The following is a 19,663-nucleotide window of genomic DNA, read 5'->3' as shown; positions in this document are numbered from 1 at the left end:
TGTAATGGATGTCCCCTCCCCGCTTGCAGCCTTGTTCCATTGGACGCTGGCAGCCACCCCGACAGCTGTGCTGACGGCGATTATTCTTTTGACTGCGAGAAGCTTGCTGCGATATCAGATTTCCGCCAGGGTGTTCTATTTCCTATGGCTCGTCCTGATTCTCCGTCTCGCTTCTCCCTGGGCACCGTCTATTGAGTTTTTAAGTTTACCGTTCCCTTCCGGCATCATTGAAGGAGTCGATCAAGGCATTTACGATGGACGCATCGTAGATCCTGCGTATGACAATCCGTCCAGCCCAAGTACGCTTCCGTCACAGCCAACGGCAGAAAGTTCGACTAGTAAGATCATCTGGAAGGACATCCTGCTCCCGATATGGCTTGCCGGTGTCTTCATCCTTGGTATTCTATTCGCTTATTCCTATTTCAGTTGGAGAAGGAAGCTGGCCTCTGAACAGCCTGCCGTCGTGCCTCCCAACCTATTGGAATGGCTTGCCGAGTGCCAGATACGTCTGAACTTTCACCAACATGTGGAGCTTCGACTTTCTACCCATATCAAAACCCCTGCTACTTATGGCTGGTGGAAGCCCAAAATTCTCGTTCCTGCCAGCCTAGTCGGTCATATTGACAAGGAGGATTGGAATTCGATTTTGCTACATGAGCTAATCCATATCCGAAGAAAAGATGCGTTATGGAACGGGATCATGACGGCGCTTCTACTACTGCATTGGTTCAATCCTCTCCTATGGCTCGCCTGGTTCAAAATGAGAGAAGACCAGGAGTTGTCCTGCGACGCTTTGGCTACGAATTGGGTAGATAAAAGGAGCTATGGCAGCACCATGATCAAGGTACTGGAATTCATGTCTTCTACAAGAAGAAGCGCACTCGTTCCCTTTGTCTCAGGAAAAACAACGCTCATCAAAAGGAGAATCCAAATGATTTCCATGAAAAAGAAATCCGCTTTTACCATCAAAGCTGCCATTATCATAACTATTTTTGCGATCGCCATCTTCTCTGGTGTGACTATTCATGCCAAGCAGCAATCTCAGCCTCAGCCTCAGTCTCAGTCTCAGTCTCAGTCTCAGTCTCAGTCTCAGCCAGATGATGTCTCATATATACTGCCTGCGGAAGGAAAGATTAAGATCCGCTTTGGCGATTCGAAACAAGAGTCCCGGAATGAGACTCGGCCCAGCAACGGGCTTGAAATTGTCAGCAAAGAAGGAACGCCCGTATACGCTGCAGCAGACGGCATCATTGAAGCTGCCGGATATGGAGGCGTAGAAGGCAATCAAATCATCATCGCACATGCCGATGATATTGAATCGGTGTATCAGCACTTGAAAGAAATGCTGGTTGAAGCTGGCGAGGAAGTGAAGCAAGGCCAACAAATCGGCACAATAGGATCAACCGGTCAAAGTGTAGGACCTCATTTGAAATTTCAGGTTCTGAAAAACGAAACCTACATTAATCCGGAATCACTAATTCACTAACCCTTACATGGCGTCCCGATTTCACAATCTATGAAAATCCATTCAAGCCCCAGGTACAGGAAAACAGGTTGCGCCATGTTGCGGTGAATACGCTACTCTATGAACCGCAAAGGAGGAATGTCTTATCGCAACCTTCAGAGCGTTCCTTAGGGGACGGAATGAAGTGCCGCCTGTTCGCACGAATGCTTCCGGCAATGTGATTTTACGTGAAATCGACCAACGCAACGGCAACGACCGCAATGGGGATGAGAACAATGGTGGAGACCGCAATAACGGGAACAGACGCAGACGCAATCGCCGCCTCAGATTCCGGCTGTCGCTTCGCAATATCAGACGCGTAACCGCCGCCCATATTCATCTGGGCCGTCCTGGCCAGAACGGTCCTGTCGTCGCGTTCCTATTCGGCCCAAACAATCAAGGTGTATCGTTCAGACGAGGCGTCATTACCGGCACATTGCGCGACAGTGATCTTGTTGGACCGCTCGCCGGCTCTTCGATTCGCCGTCTGGTTCGCGAGATTGAGCGCGGCAACGCTTATGTGAACGTGCACACTCGCCAGAACCCGGACGGAGAAATTCGCGGCCAGCTTCGTTAAGGCCTATAACCTTGCCTGTCACTACCGCTATTAAAAGAAGTAGCGGGATCTATTGGCGTGTGCAAACCGCATTTCAGCCAAAAAATGACGTGCCGACTGACTTCAGTCTGGCGCGTCATTTTACTTTTCGCGATTATCACGGAAGCGCTAATCGTGAATCTCATGGCTTTCTCTGCGGGCGAGCATCTGCCTTAGTTTGGACTCTGTTGGAGAGCCCGGTGCCGGTGTATAGATGCTGCAACGCAGCTCCGAGCTTCCCTGTGCCTGCATGGACGTCAGATGGAACAGCATCTTGCCCGCTTGGGCATGACGGAACTCAAGAGACACCTCAGGCGCGTAGCTGACCCCGCTTTCCTCCCATAATCTTGTGAAATCCGGATAGCTTGCTTTCATCTCGCTTATAAATTGTTCATACCATTCGTCCTTGACGTATTGACCGTAATAAGACCGGAACATCGCGAGGAAGCCGCCCGCAAAGTGCTCCCAGTTGGCCGCCAGACGACGCAGCTCTTTCCTGGCAAACAGCAGTCTCACCATGTTGCGCTCGGCAACCGGTACTTCGGCAAAATCTAGAAAAACATACGCTGCCGCATCATTCCATCCCACAATGCCGCAGCGGCGATCCGATACGATAACCGGGCAATGTCTCAGCTCATCGATAATATATTTCAACGAGGACGGAACGGCTGGCGACGCATGGTCGGGCTCTGATTGCTCGCTGTCCGATTCCAGTGCCAGCGTCAGCATATATTTCCGTTCGTCTTCATTAAGCTGCAGTGCTTTGGCAACACTGTTCAGGACTGAAGGAGATACCCGGATATCCCGTCCCTGCTCCAGCCAGGTATACCAGGTTAAGCTGACATCCGCCAATTGGGCGACCTCTTCCCGACGCAGTCCCGGCGTTCTTCGCCGGGAACCTGATGACATGCCGAACGACTCCGGCCGGAGCATGGCCCGCTTTGATTTCAAAAACTCGGATAAGGCATGTAGTCTGGCTTCAGAATTCATCTTGTGTTCCTCCAAGCTATTATCATAGTGCTCTTAATACTAGTATAAACGAAAACTGGTAATAGGATAACTTCTATGACACACTAGGTTCAATTCACGCAACAAGCTAAGGAGGTTGAAATAGATGGAGAGAGTCGTCATTACAGGAATGGGCGTGCTGTCGCCGCTCGGCAATGATGTAGAAGCTTTTTGGCAGCGATTAATTCGGGGAGAGTCGGGCATTGGCATCATCGATGCTTTCGATACATCCAGACATAAAACCAAAATTGCCGGTCTTGTGAAAGGCTTTGATGCCGAGGAACGATTCGGCCGCAAAGAAGCGCGGCGGATGGACCGATTCACACAATTCGCTCTCGCAGCTGCGGAGGAAGCAATAATAGATTCGGGTCTTGATCTTGGTGCTGCGGATAAGGAGCGGATTGGCGTATACGTCGGCTCCGGCATCGGCGGAATCGGGACTCTGCTTGATCAGACCAAAGTGCTGGCGGAGCGAGGACCGGAGCGGGTCAGTCCGACGCTTGTGCCAATGCTGATCTCCAACATGGCTGCCGCAACGATCAGTATCCATTATGGCCTCACCGGGCCTACCCTTTCCCCTGTTACGGCTTGCTCGATCGGCAATACGGCAATCGGGGAAGCGTGGCGCTTGATCCGCTCCGGCGAAGCCGATGCGGTGGTAGCCGGAGGAGCCGAGGCAGCCATCTCCGATATCTCCCTCGCCAGCTTCGGCAATGCAACATCACTATCGACGCGCAATGATGACCCGACACGAGCCAGCAGGCCGTTCGATGCTGGACGAGACGGCTTCGTTATGGGCGAAGGCGCAGGTATCGTCGTGTTGGAGTCTCTCTCCCATGCTCTTCGCAGAGGGGCGCGCATTCATGCCGAAGTGATCGGATACGGAGCCAGCTCCGATGCGTATCACATGGTTGCGACCCATCCCGAAGGAGCAGGCGCCTACCTGGCGATGAGACAAGCGCTGCGCAGCGCCGGCCTGCAGCCGGAGGACATTGATGTCATCAGCGCCCATGCCACCAGCACCGAGCTTGGCGACCGCTCCGAGACTGCTGCTATCAAACGGTTGTTCGGCGAGCGTGCGCGCAGCATTCCCGTGACGGCCATCAAGTCTATGATTGGCCATATGTTCGGCGCGGCAGGCGGCGCGGAAGCGATCGCGCTCGTGAAGAGCCTGCAGGAAGGCATCATTCCGCCGACGATCAACCAGGAGACGCCGGACCCGGACTGCGATCTCGACTACGTGCCGAATGTGGCGCGGCAAGCCTCTCTTACGGTCGGCCTGTCCAATTCCTTCGGCTTCGGCGGACATAACGCAGTTATCGCGCTTCGCCGCTACGAGGAATAAGACCAACATAGCTGCTGGCTGGCACCTTGTGAGACGTTAGTCCAGCACCAACTGTGATTTGTAGCTCATAAAAAGTGGCGGCACCGTCCCCTGCCCTTACACTAAAGTGAAAAATATAACGGTGCCGCACAACACTATTTCCACCCATAGCGCCAAAGTGAACATTTAACCGTGCCACACAATACTAACCTGCTCATTTCAATACTTTCCCGCCATTAGTGTTTTCTCACAACACTGTCTCTCTCCAAGACATAGCCGCCATCTCTCCATCAAAAAAGCATCCCTCCGTCAACCGACAGTGGGACGCCTTTGCACAAACAATTATTTCTTCGCCATATATTTGCGAATATCGAACGCGACGGCCGATACGATGATCAGGCCTTTAATGATGAGCTGCCAATACGGACTGACGCCGATAAACGTCAAGCCGTAGTTGATCACGCCGAAGATGAGTACGCCTGCCATGACGCCAGGCACCGTACCGATGCCGCCAGCCGTCGAGACCCCGCCGACGACGCAAGCCGCGATCGCGTCAAGCTCGTACATATTGCCGTAGTTGTTCGTTGCCCCACCCGTACGGGCAGCTTCCAGCACCCCTGCCAGACCGTACAATGCGCCGGAGATGGCATAGATCATGATCAGGTTGCGTGCCACGTTAATGCCAGAGACATGAGCGGCCTGCACGTTGCCGCCGATGGCGTACATGTTTTTGCCCAGGCGGGTCTTGTTGAAGATCACCCAGCAGATCAGAGCAACCGCAATGGCGATCAGCACGATATACGGAATGGAGTAGCCGCCGCCAAGATCGATATAACCCGAGCCAAATTGGGTAAAATCCTTGCGCAGACCGCCGATCGGTTGAGATTGGTTCGGCTCCATATCAAAGTAGATCGAGTTGACGCCATAGATGCCGACCATCGTCCCAAGCGTCGCGATGAACGGCGGCACATGCAGCTTCGCAATAATAATGCCGTTAATTAATCCGACCAGAAGTCCGGCTGCAATCCCGATCACAATTGGAATACCGACCCATAGCTGCGGCAGGTCCGGGAAGAAGCGGTTCGCATAGGTGTCAATCTGCAGCATGGAAGCCGAGATGACCGCAGTCAGTCCCACAACGCGCCCCGCCGATAAGTCAACGCCGCCTGTAATGAGAATGAATGCCGCGCCCAGCGCAATAATTAACCGCGTTGAAGATTGCTGCAATATATCACGGAGCGTCGAAAACGCCAAAAAGTTAGGGTCGGCGATCGCAATGCCGATGACGAGCGCAATTAATACAATAAAAATTGCGCGCTGTGCAATATAATCTTTTACTCTAAAATTGGATTGTAAGTTCATGGCTATTCCCCTTTGCATCCGTCCTGCGCTGCTGCGCGGCCAAGCGCATAATCTCTGCCTCCGTAGCTCCTTTGCCTTCAACGATGCCGGTTACTCTTCCTTCGCTCATGACCATAATCCGATCGGACATGCCAAGCAGCTCTGGCATCTCGGACGAAATCATGATGATGCTCTTGCCTTCCTTCGCCAGTCTCGCAATAATCGTATAAATCTCGAACTTAGCTCCTACGTCGATGCCTCTTGTCGGTTCGTCCAGCAGCAAGATATCCGGCTCCGTCAGCAGCCATCTCGCCAGCAGCACCTTCTGCTGGTTGCCGCCGGACAGATTGCGAATCAGCGTGTTCACCGATGGCGTTTTTGTTCTCAGGAGCTCTACATTGCGCTCCGCCTCTTCCCTGCCCTTCCGTTCGTCCAGCAGCCCGAATCGGTTCCGGTAACGGCCAAGATTGGCGATAATCGTATTCTCGTAGACCGACAGCACGGGGAAGATCCCCGTCACGCGCCGCTCCTCTGTCAGCAGCGCAATGTTGTGCCTTTTCGCATCGGACGGGGACTTGATCCGTATCGGCTTGCCATCCATGATCAGCTTGCCGGAGGATACGCCCCTCAGTCCGAAGAGCGCCTCGACCAGCTCCGTCCGCTGCGCGCCTACCAGCCCGCCAAGACCCAAGATTTCGCCCCGGCGCAGCTCGAAGGAAATGTCCTGGAACGACTTCGGATTCACGGAACTTAGGCCCTCCACCTTCAGTAGCGGCATGCCGGGAGTATGGGTGCGCTGCGGGAAGCGCTCCTTCAAGTCCCGGCCTACCATTCGCGTGATGATCAGGTCGGTCGTCAGCTCCGACGCAGGCCATGTGCCGATCAGGCAGCCGTCCCGCATAATCGTCACCTCGTCGGCGATTCGCAAGATTTCCTCCATCTTGTGCGAGATATAGATAATCGAGACGCCGCGCATCCGCAAGCGGTTAATAATCGTGAAGAGCTGCTCCACCTCATTGCCCGTGAGCGAGGAGGTCGGCTCATCCATGACAATCACCTTCGAGTTGAATGATACGGCCTTCGCAATTTCCAGCGACTGAATTTTGGAGACGGACAGCGAGCCCGTCCGGGCCTTGGGGTCGATATCGAGATCCAGGTCGCGGAACAAATCCAGCGTATCCTGATGCATCCGCTTTTCATTCACCAGCCGGAACGGCCCCGCCCAGAACATCGGGAACCGTCCGAGCCATATATTCTCCATGACGCTGCGATGCTGCACAGGATGCAGCTCCTGATGGATCATGGATATGCCATGAGCAATCGCATCCCTGGAATTGCCGATCGCCGCCCTCTTGCCATCCAGTACGATCTCTCCTTCATCCGGCTTGTAGATGCCGAACAGGCATTTCATCAGCGTCGACTTCCCTGCGCCGTTCTCCCCCATCAGTGCATGAACCGTGCCCGGCTTAACCTTCAGCGTCACACCGCTCAGCGCCTGTACGCCGGGAAAAGCCTTGGATATTCCGCGCATCTGGAGTACATAAGGATCTGTCACCGTCATTGCATTCCCTCCACGTCAGTCGTTCTTATGCCGCCCTTGATGATGCGAAAGGGGCAACGCCATGGAATGCCGTTGCCCCTTCCCTACTGCCGTTTATTTTGCGTCGGCTACATTGTCCTTCGTAATTTTCTTGTAAGCGATCCAGACATATTTGCCGTCGGTAATGTCGTAGCCCGTATTGTCTTTGGTCGGCGTCTCTCCTTTCGCCAGCACATCCGCCAGCGCTACCGATGCTGCGCCTTGGTTCTTCGCATCGTTCAGCACCGTGCCAAGCAGCGTGCCATCCTCCAGCGCCTGAATGGCCGGAGCGGTTGCGTCTACGCCGATCACCGGCATATACTTGTCACCACTGAAGTAACCTGCCGCCTTAAGCGCTTCGATTGCGCCGAGCGCCATGTCGTCGTTGTTGGCGATCACGGCTTCGATCTTATCGCCGTGCGAAGCAAGGAACGCCTGCATCTTCTCTTGACCTTTCACGCGATCCCACATCGCTGTATCTTCCGCGAGCGCCTCTACTTCAATGCCAGCATCTTGAATGGCCTGTACGGAAAACTTCGTCCGCAGCTCCGCGTCTTGATGGCCCGGCTCGCCCTGCAGCATGACATATTGCAGCTTGCCGTCGCCATTCTTGTCTGCCGCCTTATTTGCGTTCCAGTAGTCGACCAGCAGCTGTCCGGAAATAGTGCCTGATTCCTCCGCTTTCGCGCCGACATAATACACCTTATCCCACTTGTTCATATCCTCGGCGATCGGCTCGCGATTCAAGAATACGACCGGAATGTCCGCGCCTTTCGCTTTGTCGATAATAACGCCTGCCGCCGTACGGTCGACTGGATTGATGATCATGGCTTTATATTTTTTGGAGATGAACAGGTCCACCTTCTCGTTCTGCGTCGGCTGCGCATTCTGGCTGTCGACAATGTCCAGCGATACTTTGCCTTCGGCTGCCGCTGACATCGCATTCCGCACGCCCGTCATGAACGTATCGTCAAACTTGTAGATCGCTACCCCCATTTTCGCTCCGCCGCCGGAAGATTCTTTGCCGCCACCGCTGCTGCAAGCCGTCATGGCCAGCATCGTTGCCATCGCCAGCATCGCCCATCCTGTTTTCTTCATCCAATAGCCCCCATTCCATTCGATTCCGCTGAGCCGCCGGAGCCTCTTCCGCTCCATCTCCCGCCCGCTATGGTCATTATGCCTGATCCCTCCGTGCAAGCGAATTCAATATTCTCATGTCTTCTAGCAAAATTCTCATCACTTCACATTGCCCGTCCTGCTGCGGTCCCCCCTTCCCATTCATTTCTCGGCATTCGTCAAGCCGACGAGATATGATTAGTCCATCCTTCGTCAACGGCCCCGCATCACTGCACGAACGGGAAAAGCAGCTTCTGGTTGTTCATCCAGAACATGTTGTCCGCATTAACGACCCGCGTCTCCAGCATCGTCGGATGGCCCGTTGTCTCCTTGCCCGCGAGAAGCGCAACCGCCTGCTCCAGGCCGATATAACCGAAGCTGAAGTCGTTCTGCACAACCAACTGATGAATAACACCGTCCTGAAGCAAGGACAGCTGTTCGACCTGGGTGCCGAACGCCACGATCTTCAAGCTTCCCGCTTCTCCCCGTCTCTTGGCCTCATCCGCGAGTCCGAGCGAGGCACCGGACTCCAGCGCAATAGCGCCATCAATTGGCGATGCGTCCAGCATGCCCTTCGCCGCGTTCCAGCAGGCATCCCGCAAATTGCCGCAGCTAGCGTTCTCAACGATGCGAATAGAGGAATGCTGTGCGAGCGACTCCCGGATGCCCGCTTCACGAAGCTCCAAGTCCGGGTCCGAACGATCGGAGCCCATAATGGCGACCGAGCCTTGGCCGCCGATCAGCTTCGCCAGCGCCTCTCCGGCTTGCCGCCCCGCCTCCACGTGATCAACTGTAATGGCGCCTTGTACGCCTTTGACAACCTGCTCATCATTAAGCGCCACGACCGGAATGCCCTTTGCCGAAGCGACAGCCGCCAGTTCCTCCAGCACCTGCCCGTTCGCGGGATCGATCAGAATCGCAGACACGCCTTCCTCGGTCATGCGCAGCGCAGCAGCCAACTGCTCGCCAGCATCCTCACTCGGCTTGAAGGAAGCGTACCGAAGCTGAATGCCGTATTCCTTCGCCGCGGCCTCCGCGCCAAGCCGCATGGCATCGCCCTGCTCCTCCGCATGAACAGGCGCAATAAGCCCGATGGCATGAGGCTCCAGCTTGCCAGGCTCTATATCGGACGATGAACATCCCGCCAATGCAACTATCCATAGTACAGCCAATGCCGCAGCCGCCAGACGAAGCCACGGCTTGCTCCGATAAGCCTTATCCAGATAGCTATTCCTCATGGCCAGTCTCCCCTTCGGCCTTGCGCACGGCAGGCATTCGAATTTGCGCGACAGTGCCTTCCTCGCGTTCGCTTGTGTACGACAAGCCGTACCGTGCGCCATAATACAACTGGATTCGGTCATGCACATTGCGCACCGCGACGCCGGAGCCTCCACCGGAGGATGACTGCGCCTCCTCTTCTTGCGCATCGCCAGACTCCAGCAATCCCGCAAGCTGCTCCTGCGACATGCCGACTCCGTTGTCGGCTACCTCCAGTACAAGCGTCTCTCCTTCCAGCCTCGCCCGAATCCGAATCGATCCTTCGTCTACCAAATATTCAATGCCGTGAACAATCGCGTTTTCGATCAAAGGCTGCAACACCAGCTTCAGCGTATAGCAGTCCAGCGCCGCTTCCTCCGCTTCAATCTCGAACTTGAATTTTTGCTTGAATCGCATTTGCTGAATGGTAAGGTAATGCCTGGCATGCTCCAGCTCTTCACTTACCTTAATGACCGTCCGCCCTTTGCTCAGGCTAATCCGGAACAGCTTGGAGAGCGAAGTAATCATCGTGATGATATCCTCGTTTTTGCTCATGCCGACCATACGAACGACTGAATTCAGCGTGTTGTATAGAAAATGGGGATTAATCTGCGCTTGCAGCGCCTCCAGCTCGTACTTCCGCTTGGATTCCTGCTCGACGATAATTTGCCGCATCAGCCCTCGAATCTTATCCAGCATCAGATTGAAACGGCTGGACAACTGTACGACCTCCAGCGGTCCGCGCAGCGGCAGCTCAACGTCGAAGTCACCCCGCTCCACCGCTTTCATCGTCGCGCCCATTCGCCTGATGGGACGGGCGAGCGACGCAGCAAGCACCATCGAGACAAGAATGGAGAGCACCAGTACGATCGCTGCCACCTGAATCAAATAACGGTTCATCTCTTCCCTCGTTGTCATCATCTCGTCCAGATAAGCCACGCCGACCACCTTCCAGCCAATGTTATAGACTGATCTGACCGTATTGAGCCGCTTCACGCCATCCGCCTTGTCGATATAGCTGCCGCTTGAGGTGAGCGCCTTCTCCACGCTTTCGTTGCGCAGCCCCATATAGATCAACTGCTGCTGCGGGTGATACACGATATTGCCCGCTCCCTCGTCGATGATGTAGACGTAGCCGCGCTTGCCCAGACTGATCCGGCTGCTCAGCTCGTCGATTTTTTTGAAATTGATATCTACAAGCAGTACGACGTTCATGGGCTTGCCGTCCTTCTCAATCGTCAATCCCTTGCTCATCGAGACGACCCACTTATACGTGCCGTCATATAAATTCTGCACATGAGGAAGTGAGAAGCTGAGGTGGTTCGATACCCGCATCGCGGAATGAAACCAGCTTTGCGCCGTTACGCGGGCGCTCATCCGCACCGGCTCCGCAGGATGATTGCGCAGCAGCTCTCCCTGGTCGTCGAATAGCGCGATCGACACAATGTCATCCCGGCTGCTCATCAGAATATCCAGCTGCTGGGCCACCTGCTCGTCGTCCCAGGAAGCTCCGGGCAGCATATGCTGCTCAATCGTCCGGTACAGCTGCGCCATGCCGTCTACATAATCCTCCAAGTTGTAGCCCACCTGGTCCACGATCTGGCTCGTGCCGAGCAGCACATTCTGTTCCGCCGTGCGCGAAAACTTGTTATAAAGCAAGAAAGCAGCAAGCATGACGATCAACAGCAGGCATAGCGAAAATGACCACATAATGATTGACTGAATGCTGCTCGTCCGAAGCCGGTCCCGCCAATGCTGCAGCCCCAAGCCGCGCATAACCCGCAGTATGCCGCCTTTCATGACGGAAGCTCTCCACTGCCGGCCTCCAGCCGTCCGCGATATTCCTTCGGCGATATGCCGAGCCGCTTCTTGAAGCAGAAGCTGAAGTAATTGGGATCGGCGAATCCGACGCGCTCCGCGATTTCGAACGCCTTCAGCCCCGTCTCCCGAAGCAGCGCCATGGCCGCTTCCATCCGGATATGCATCAAGTATTGCACGAACGTCATGCGCGTCTCCTTCTTGAATACGCCGCTGAAATACCCCGCGCTAATATGCAGCATGGCGCATACCTGCTGAATGGACAGGTCGGGATCGCCGTAGTTTTCTTTCGTATAGTGAATCGCCTTCTCGACCAAGTCCTTATAGGTATATTGCCGCTTGCTGGCAATCTCCTGCATGATCCGAAGGCACACGTCCTGAAGCCATTGCTCCATCTCCAGTATCCCGGCAAACCGGAACAACTCCAGATGGAGCTGGAAGCCCTGCCCGAACAATTCGTCCAAGGCAAGACCCGCATCCTGCGCCGTACGCCATACGGTCGTGCATACCTCCAGTAGGTACACCTGAATATCGCTGTAGGCATACCCGTGACGGGCAGGCTCCGCAAAGAGGGCCGACACAGCCTCCCGCAGCTCTGATGGCGTACCTACCTTCAAGCTGCGGACCAGCGCACCCGTCTTTAACTCGTCAAGCCTCAACTTCTCCCCGGCGCGATGCTCCATATCCCCAATATAGATGACCTTGCCGGAGCCTAGCACCAGACGATAATCCAGCGCAAGCAAGGCGTCCGAATAGGAGTCCTTCAAATGGGACAGCTCCTCCGCCACGGAGCCGACGCCAATCGTCGTCGAGAGCTTCAAGTAATGGCAGATGCTGCGCACAATATTGTCCAGCGTCTCGCCCATGCGGGTTGCCCATGCTTCGCCCTCAGCAGCGCTGTCAATGCCAATAAGCGCCACACTCTCCTGATGGATAAACGCACTTCCCAGTTGCGCCGCATCCCACCATTCCCGAGCAATATTCAACATCGCTTGCAGCATAAGCTCTGTATCGCCGGAGCCGCGAAGCGATTCGGAATCGGCGGCACCCTCGCTATCCTCGCCTTGATGAAGCGCCAGCACCGCTGCCGTATACCCTGTTCCCTTCAGATGGAGGCCATAGCTTCGCGCTTTTTCCTCTATGACGGACTTGGATAGCTTGCGCGTAAGCAAGGATGCAAGGAAGCCTTCGCCGAGCAGCGGCAGGCTGGTACGGTAATGCTCCTTCAGCCGCTGCATATCCTCCCGTTCCGCAACCTCCGCTTCAATCCGGTCCCTGATCTTGCCCAGCAGCTCCGCAAATGTATCCGAAGAAAACGGCTTGAGCAAATATTCGTCCACGCTTAAGGTGACCGCCTGCCTCGCATAATCGAATTCATCGTATCCGGTAAGAATGACGATTTTCACCAGCGGCTGGTGCTGACGCAGCCAATGGGATAGCTCCAGACCATTCATGAAAGGCATACTAATATCGGTAATGACTACGTCCGGCGCCAGTCTCTCGCATAGCTCCAGCGCTTCCTGGCCGTTCTCAGCCGTCCCGGCAATCACAAAGCCATGCTTGCGCCAATCGATCTCGCCCAGCAGCCCCTCTCTGACATCCGCTTCATCATCGACGAGCAGCACCTTGTACATCTCCGTTTCCCCTCTCTGTCTCCTTGAATAATCGCCACGAATAATGGAATCGCTTACATATGGATGTAAAACATTATTATTCATTCCATACAAAAAATCCATCACCTCTTTTCACAAGGTGATGGATCGGTAGACAATCTATTTGATATATACGCTGCCGAACGGAAGAACTTCCCGAAGAAGCCGCTTAAACCAGCCGTCTCCCGTCAGCTTGTCCTGCAAGCCAGTATCGCGCGAGCCAGTCTGAATGAGCACAGGCCCACTCCCGCGAAGTTCCCACTGCACGTTCATGTGCTGGCTCGCCAGCGAGTTCCCGTAGACGGACAGCTTGATCTCCGCATCCTCGGGATAAGCCACCAATGCGCTCTTGTCGACAAAGAGAGGCCGGTCGGGATGCAGTTGAATCGCCGCCAGATCGCCAGCGGTCAATACGCCGAGCGTACCCGGTCCGCTGAACTTGATCCGAATCAGCTCTCTTGTAATCCAGGCTGTCTTCCACTTCAGAATCTTGCTTTTGAAGGTCATACCGTCGGAGAACATCGCCACATGGCGGAAGTCGAATAGCAGGCTGCTGTCCTCTGGAATGTCGATCGTCTCCAGGGAACAACCAGGCGGAAGGCCTAGCAGAAATTCGCTCGTTCCCTGCAAGCGGGAGCGAATCCACTTCTTCTTGCGGTACACGCCTCCGATATCCATGAAGCGGTCCTCGCGGCTGCGCGGATCGCCTTGATATGCAACAATCGACTTGGGATGGAGCACATGCAGAGCATCCCCCTCATCCAGTTGCACCCGCACATAGCCAGTTGGCGAAGGCGTGGCGATTTTCATGGCAGCATAGCCTCATGACCGTGACCGCTGCGTCTCTGCTTGCGCCAGACGGCAAAACGCCAAATTCTGACCGACAAGGCGTAAGCAGCAATGACGGCGATGAGCGAGACCGCAATGAATATAGCCTTGTTATATAGGGATTGTTTCTTCGCTTCGGCTGCCTCCATCTGGGCAATGAGCGCTTGATTCTCCGATCTCAGCGTTTCGTTGGACTTCATTAGCTCCTCCTGCTCAGTGAGCAGACCCTCTTGCTGAGCCAGCAGCGCTTCTTGCTGGGCCAGCAGATCCGAGGCTTGCTGGCGGGTAAGCTCAAGCTGCTCCTGCTGCGCCTCCAGCTGTCCTTCCAGCATCTGCTTGGTTGATTCGTACTGCCCCTTCAGTTCGGCGAGCTTATCCGGCGCCTGGTAGATGTCCTTCAGCCGGTCGAACATGCCTGCATGGGCAGTCGCGGATGAGAAAGGGAACGTTATGATGAATAACAAGAATACGATTATAATAGCTTTGGTCTGTCTCATGGGAATCACCTGCTTCTTGGAAGAGATGGCACGAAGGATGTTCGCACAGTATATTCCCTTATTCTATCATATTTTTGTCGATTGCTGTCATTTGAAAGATTCCAATAATAGAGAAGTTTTGGGCATTAATCAGATAGAGGCACGGTCGCCGCTTCCAGGGCATGATCCAGCTCTCTCCTATAGGACTCCTGCTCGGAACCGCTCCAGTCTAGCAGGCTGCCCATCGCCTGCAGCGCAGCCCCCTTCCATCTGCGGACTTCTTTAATATGGAATAACAATAATCCAGTCCGGCGGATGAAAAAATCGACGGGCTTCACCGTCATCTCCTCGCGAATCGCATAGAGCAGTTGAAGAGCAAGCTTGATCGGCAAGCCATGCTTCTCCGCCAGCTTGATGGCTTCGGGGTACAAGCCGAACAATACATCCACATTCGAGCCGTAGCGGCGAGCCAATCCCGAAGCGTCCGCCGCTTCGAGGCCCAGCGCCATACCCGCTGCTGTCTTCTCCGACACGTACGCCTCGAAGCCATCAGAGCCGCCTGTCTCGCCTCCGGAGATCGGCAGCTCTCTTGTCTGGCTTGGACCGAATGCCAGAGCACCCGCGGCTTGACCCAGCTTCACCGCCCGGTCGACGACGGCTTCCGCCATCTTGCGGTAGCCAGTCAGCTTGCCGCCTGCTATCGATAGCAGACCCGATGGAGAGACGAATATCTCGTCCCGCCGCGAAATCTCCGACGGCGACTTCCCTTCCTGATGAACGAGTGGGCGCAGTCCCGCCCAGCTGGATTCGACATCAGCTGCCGTCAGTCCCAGCGTCGGGAACATCGAATTGACAGCATTCAGCAGGTAATCACGATCCTCCCTAGTCATGGCCGGGTTCGCCATATCCCCTATATAGTCCGTATCCGTAGTCCCTAGATAAGCCTTTCCCTCGCGCGGTATCGCGAATACCATGCGGCCATCCGGCGTATCGAAGTAGACGGCCTGCCTAAGCGGGAATCTCGCGCCGTCGAACACCAGATGCACCCCTTTTGTGAGATGGAGCGTCTTGCCCTGCCGTGAGCCGTCCGACTCGCGGATCTCATCCACCCACGGGCCTGTCGCGTTAATGACAACTCCCGCCTCCACGCGGAACAGACCGCCGCCTAGCCTATCCCGGACCATCGCCCCGGCGATCTTCCCGTCCGCACCTCGTTGCAGCTCCTCCGCCTTCGCATAATTGACGGCCAAAGCGCCCCACGATACAGCTTTCTTCAGCACTTCAATCGTAAGCCTGGCATCATCCGTCCGATACTCGACATATAGCCCGCCGCCCTTCAAGCCGTTACGCTTAAGCAGCGGCTCCCGCTGCAAGGTCGCGGAGCTGCTGAGCATACTGCGGCGCTCGTCCTTCTTCACGCCCGCCAGAAAATCATAGAAGCGAAGCGCCATAGAGGTCGTCAGCTTGCCGAAGGTCCCTCCTTGATACAGCGGCAGCAGCATCCGCTCCGGCGTCGTCACATGCGGGCCATTCTCATAGACAACCGCCCTTTCCTTGCCCACCTCCGCAACCACACCAATCTCCAGCTGCTTCAAATAGCGCAGCCCGCCGTGGATCAGCTTGGTCGAGCGGCTGGAGGTACCCGCCGCAAAGTCCTGCATCTCCACGAGTCCAGCCTTCATGCCGCGGCTTGCCGCATCCAGCGCGATGCCCGCACCGGTAATGCCTCCCCCGATAACGAGCACGTCCAACCGGCTCTCCGCCATTCGCTCCAGCAACCGCAGCCGCTCATTCGCATGAAAGGCCGATCCCGTCTTCCTGTCCTCACTCATGGTATTCCCTCCTGTCACTCTCTAATTAGCATATGGCTATTCTTCTTCTTTGCCGCCATGGCGTATTCCCAAACATAAAAAACCGCAAGCGTCCGACATCTCCTCACGGAACGCCGGCTAACCTGCAGTTTTCTCACAACTACTATTATTTTTCGGAAAAGGCCATTGCCGCCCGGACAGCCCGCTTCCAGCCGCCGTACAATTGTTGTCTTCGTTCATCTGTCATATTCGGCTGGAACAGCCGATCCACTTGGCGCAAGGATGCAATTTCCTCGCGGTCCTTCCAGAAGCCGACCGCCAGCCCGGCCAGGAATGCAGCGCCAAGCGCAGTCGATTCCCCGATAACCGGCCGCTCCACAGGCACGCCCAGCAGATCGCTCTGGAATTGCATAAGCAAGTCGTTGGCAACCGCGCCCCCGTCTACAGCCAAGGAATGCAGCTCTAGCCCGGACTCCTCTGCCATCACAGATAGGACATCCTTCGTCTGATAGGCGAGCGATTCCAGCACCGCTCTGACGAAATGCGCCTTGCCCGTGCCGCGCGTAAGACCGAATATGGAACCTCTTACGTCACTGTTCCAATAAGGCGTTCCCAGCCCGACAAATGCGGGCACGACATAGACGCCATCCGTTGACTCTACCTCGGCGGCAAGCGTCTCCGATTCTGCAGCGGACTCGATCAGCTCCAGCCCGTCGCGCAGCCACTGGATCGCCGCTCCCGCAACAAAGACGCTGCCCTCCAGCGCATACTCCAGCTTGCCGTCAAGCTCCCAGGCAATCGTCGTCAGCAGCCCTTTTTGCGAAAGAATGGCCTTCTCTCCGGTATTCATCAGCATGAAGCAGCCCGTGCCGTACGTATTTTTGGTTGAGCCGCGCGTGAAGGCGTTTTGTCCGAACAGGGCTGACTGCTGGTCGCCCGCCGCTCCCGCAATCGGAATCTCCTTGCCGATCAACGATTGATCCAGCTTCCCGTATATCTCTGAGGAGGACTTCACTTCCGGCAGCATAGCTGCGGGCACACCGAGCATAGCGAGCAGCTCTTCATCCCACTTCCGCTCATGAATATTGAACATCAAAGTACGAGAAGCGTTCGAGACATCCGTCACATGCGCCTTCCCGCCGGTAAGCTTCCAGATGAGCCAGGTCTCAATCGTGCCGAACAGCAGCTCTCCACTCTCCGCCCGCTCCCGCGCGCCTTCCACCTGCTCCAGCAGCCAAGTGACCTTGGTGCCAGAAAAGTACGGATCGATAAGCAAGCCCGTCCGCGCCCGAATCTCATCCTCGCGTCCATCCGCACGAAGACGCTCGCAAATATCGGAGGATTGCCGGGATTGCCATACGATGGCTGGATGAATCGGCTCCCCGGTCGCTTTGTCCCACACGACTGTCGTCTCCCGCTGGTTCGTAATGCCGATCGCTGCGATCTGCTCCGCACTTACGGCGTTTTTCTCCAGCACATCCTTCAGCACTCGTTGTGTGGAGTCCCATATGAACACAGCGTCCGCTTCTACCGAGCCGGGCACCGGATAGCTCAGCGGCAACTCCTCCTGTGCGATGGACGCAATATTCCCCTTCCGATCCACAAGCAGCGCCCGCGTACTTGTCGTTCCCTGATCAATCGCCAGCATATATGGCCCCATTCCGATCTCCCCCATCTATAAGAACGCTTACAATAAAGTTATAAAAGGTATACCTTATTTTACAAAAATTCAAACGGGATTTCATCTGCTTCCTTCAAACGAGCCTCGTCACGGATGTACGAGCGAATCCAAGCCGGAACTTCTTGCCTGTTCATTCCGGGGATGAAAACGTCGGCGCGCTGTGCTACAATACGTAAGTTATGAACCGAATATAGTCCCAGGAGGCTTCAACACGCTCATGCTTATTATAGGAATTGCAGGCGGGACGGGATCGGGCAAGACGACCGTCGCCCGTTCTGTCATCGACAACCAAGGAACGGATAAAGTCACCTTTATCTCGCAAGACAACTATTACAAGGGGCATTCGCAGCTTAGCATGGAGGAGAGGGAAATCGTGAACTACGACCATCCTCTGGCCTTCGACAACGAGCTGCTCATTGAGCATCTGCTTCTGCTGAAGCAAGGGCTCCCTGCATACGCCCCTGTCTACGACTTTACGGAGCATACCCGGTTCACCGATCGGCAAGTCGAGCTTCTCCCAAGCCGCATCGTCATCCTGGAAGGACTGCATGTATTGTCCGACGAATCGCTGCGCGAGCATCTTGATATTAAAGTATTCGTCGATACTGATCCCGATGTGCGCATTCTGCGCCGCGTCTTGCGCGACATTGAGGAGCGCGGGCGCACGATTCAGTCGATTCACGACCAGTACCTGAATACGGTGAAGCCGATGCATGAAGCATTCATTGAGCCGTCCAAAAAATACGCGGACATCATCCTGCCCGAAGGCGGGCATAATCAAGTCGGCATCCAGCTGCTCTCCATCTTGACCGAAAAATATTTGAATGGCGACCGCATCTGGAGCAAGTAATCCAAGCCGGCTATGGATATGTGGATGAAGCTGTTGATGAATAGCTTAAATGCGTTATGCACATGTTGATAATTATTTTTTCGCAAATTGACACGCAGGCTGTTGATAACTTTTCTGAATCGTCAGACTTGCAGCATAAAAAGCCCCATGCGCCGATGAACGGCCCATGGGGCTTCTTTATTTGCCCGATTAAATAAACAAGTTGACCTTGGCTTCTGTCGCATCGCCCAGATAAGCTGCTACTCCTGCATACTCCATGCCCTCAATCAGCTCTTCCTTCTGAAGGCCCAGCAAATCCATCGTCATCGTGCAAGCGACCAGCTTCACGCCTTGCTCCTGAGCCAGCTCAATCAGTTGCGGCAACGTCAGGGCATTATGCTTCTTCATGACATGTTTGATCATTTTCGGGCCCATACCCGCCATGTTCATCTTCGACAGCCCGAGCTTCTTCGGACCGCGCGGCATCATCCAGCCGAACATCTTCTCCAGCAAACCTTTGTCCGTCTGGACAATCTCGTCCTTGCGCATTGTATTCAGACCCCAGAAGGTGAAGAAGATTGTCACTTCATGATCGTAGGCCGCTGCCCCGTTCGCAATGATGAATGCGGCAATCGCTTTATCCAAATCCCCGCTGAACAGCACAATCGTCGTTCTTTCCTTCTCAGTCATCGCTGATGTCATTGTTTTGCCTCTTCTCCTTTATACTTATACCCGTAATAGTATTAAAGTGTTGAAAAAAAGAGGAATGTTATCCCGGAGAATTCCCCCGCTCATCCATCCCGCTTGCCCGAGGAAACTGCCTGCAAGAAGCGCTCCCCCGCTT

16 protein-coding genes are annotated in these 19,663 nt (G+C 55.0%); 4 read left to right on the top strand and 12 right to left on the bottom strand.

Annotation, left to right across the window (positions count from 1 at the left end; all coding sequences use genetic code 11):
• Positions 1–4: 4 nt before the first annotated feature.
• Positions 5–1,486 carry a M56 family metallopeptidase gene (locus tag ACFVSO_RS23250; RefSeq protein WP_387478149.1) on the top strand — a complete coding sequence of 494 codons (1,482 nt, stop codon included), beginning with the start codon at positions 5–7 and terminating at the stop codon, positions 1,484–1,486.
• Between the two features lie 124 nt (positions 1,487–1,610).
• Positions 1,611–2,081: a CHRD domain-containing protein gene (locus ACFVSO_RS23245; protein WP_387478421.1), complete on the top strand. Its 471-nt coding sequence runs from the start codon at positions 1,611–1,613 to the stop codon at positions 2,079–2,081.
• 147 nt (positions 2,082–2,228) lie between these two features.
• Here ACFVSO_RS23245 and ACFVSO_RS23240 read toward each other — a convergent pair whose 3' ends face one another.
• Positions 2,229–3,089, bottom strand: coding sequence for a helix-turn-helix transcriptional regulator (locus tag ACFVSO_RS23240; RefSeq protein WP_387478147.1), 861 nt, complete (start codon positions 3,087–3,089; stop codon positions 2,229–2,231).
• Positions 3,090–3,213: 124 nt separating this feature from the next.
• On the opposite strand from ACFVSO_RS23240, the gene fabF reads away from it, so the two are divergent.
• Positions 3,214–4,452 (top strand): beta-ketoacyl-ACP synthase II, encoded by a 1,239-nt coding sequence (gene fabF / locus ACFVSO_RS23235; protein ID WP_387478145.1) that lies wholly within the window; start codon positions 3,214–3,216, stop codon positions 4,450–4,452.
• A gap of 321 nt (positions 4,453–4,773) precedes the next feature.
• Here the strand turns inward: fabF and mglC are convergent, their stop codons facing one another.
• The 10 genes from mglC to glpK form a co-directional block, all read right to left on the bottom strand.
• The gene (mglC, locus tag ACFVSO_RS23230; RefSeq protein WP_387478143.1) at positions 4,774–5,793 is read right to left on the bottom strand and encodes a galactose/methyl galactoside ABC transporter permease MglC; all 1,020 of its coding nucleotides are present in this window, start codon (positions 5,791–5,793) and stop codon (positions 4,774–4,776) included.
• The gene (locus ACFVSO_RS23225; RefSeq protein WP_387478141.1) at positions 5,771–7,333 is read right to left on the bottom strand and encodes a sugar ABC transporter ATP-binding protein; all 1,563 of its coding nucleotides are present in this window, start codon (positions 7,331–7,333) and stop codon (positions 5,771–5,773) included. The genes mglC and ACFVSO_RS23225 overlap by 23 nt, the downstream gene beginning before the upstream one ends.
• Positions 7,334–7,426: 93 nt before the next feature.
• On the bottom strand, positions 7,427–8,449 hold the full coding sequence (locus tag ACFVSO_RS23220; RefSeq protein WP_387478139.1) for a galactose ABC transporter substrate-binding protein: 1,023 nt from the start codon (positions 8,447–8,449) through the stop codon (positions 7,427–7,429).
• A gap of 245 nt (positions 8,450–8,694) precedes the next feature.
• Positions 8,695–9,705, bottom strand: a complete 1,011-nt coding sequence (locus ACFVSO_RS23215; protein ID WP_387478136.1) for a substrate-binding domain-containing protein — start codon at positions 9,703–9,705, stop codon at positions 8,695–8,697.
• Positions 9,695–11,524 (bottom strand): histidine kinase, encoded by a 1,830-nt coding sequence (locus ACFVSO_RS23210; protein ID WP_387478133.1) that lies wholly within the window; start codon positions 11,522–11,524, stop codon positions 9,695–9,697. The genes ACFVSO_RS23215 and ACFVSO_RS23210 overlap by 11 nt, the downstream gene beginning before the upstream one ends.
• The gene (locus ACFVSO_RS23205) at positions 11,521–13,176 is read right to left on the bottom strand and encodes a response regulator (protein WP_387478130.1); all 1,656 of its coding nucleotides are present in this window, start codon (positions 13,174–13,176) and stop codon (positions 11,521–11,523) included. The genes ACFVSO_RS23210 and ACFVSO_RS23205 overlap by 4 nt, the downstream gene beginning before the upstream one ends.
• A gap of 138 nt (positions 13,177–13,314) precedes the next feature.
• Positions 13,315–14,004, bottom strand: a complete 690-nt coding sequence (locus ACFVSO_RS23200; protein WP_387478127.1) for an AIM24 family protein — start codon at positions 14,002–14,004, stop codon at positions 13,315–13,317.
• Complete coding sequence (locus ACFVSO_RS23195) at positions 14,001–14,519, bottom strand: hypothetical protein (protein ID WP_387478124.1); 519 nt, start codon at positions 14,517–14,519, stop codon at positions 14,001–14,003. The genes ACFVSO_RS23200 and ACFVSO_RS23195 overlap by 4 nt, the downstream gene beginning before the upstream one ends.
• Before the next feature lie 125 nt (positions 14,520–14,644).
• Entirely contained in the window at positions 14,645–16,330 is a 1,686-nt protein-coding gene (locus tag ACFVSO_RS23190) for a glycerol-3-phosphate dehydrogenase/oxidase (RefSeq protein WP_387478121.1), read from the bottom strand.
• Between the two features lie 145 nt (positions 16,331–16,475).
• Complete coding sequence (glpK, locus tag ACFVSO_RS23185) at positions 16,476–17,969, bottom strand: glycerol kinase GlpK (protein WP_387478118.1); 1,494 nt, start codon at positions 17,967–17,969, stop codon at positions 16,476–16,478.
• 238 nt (positions 17,970–18,207) lie between these two features.
• Here glpK and udk point away from each other — a divergent pair, with 238 nt between their 5' ends.
• Positions 18,208–18,840 (top strand): uridine kinase, encoded by a 633-nt coding sequence (udk, locus tag ACFVSO_RS23180; RefSeq protein ID WP_387478115.1) that lies wholly within the window; start codon positions 18,208–18,210, stop codon positions 18,838–18,840.
• A 189-nt stretch (positions 18,841–19,029) separates the two neighbouring features.
• Here udk and ACFVSO_RS23175 read toward each other — a convergent pair whose 3' ends face one another.
• A complete protein-coding gene (locus ACFVSO_RS23175) occupies positions 19,030–19,509 on the bottom strand; it encodes a DsrE/DsrF/DrsH-like family protein (protein ID WP_387478419.1) in 480 nt (159 codons plus the stop codon).
• Positions 19,510–19,663: the final 154 nt, after the last annotated feature.

This window comes from Paenibacillus sp. NPDC057967 (genome assembly GCF_042887015.1).
In the GTDB taxonomy this organism is placed as follows: domain Bacteria; phylum Bacillota; class Bacilli; order Paenibacillales; family Paenibacillaceae; genus Pristimantibacillus.
This window is presented reverse-complemented; position numbering and strand designations above follow the sequence as displayed.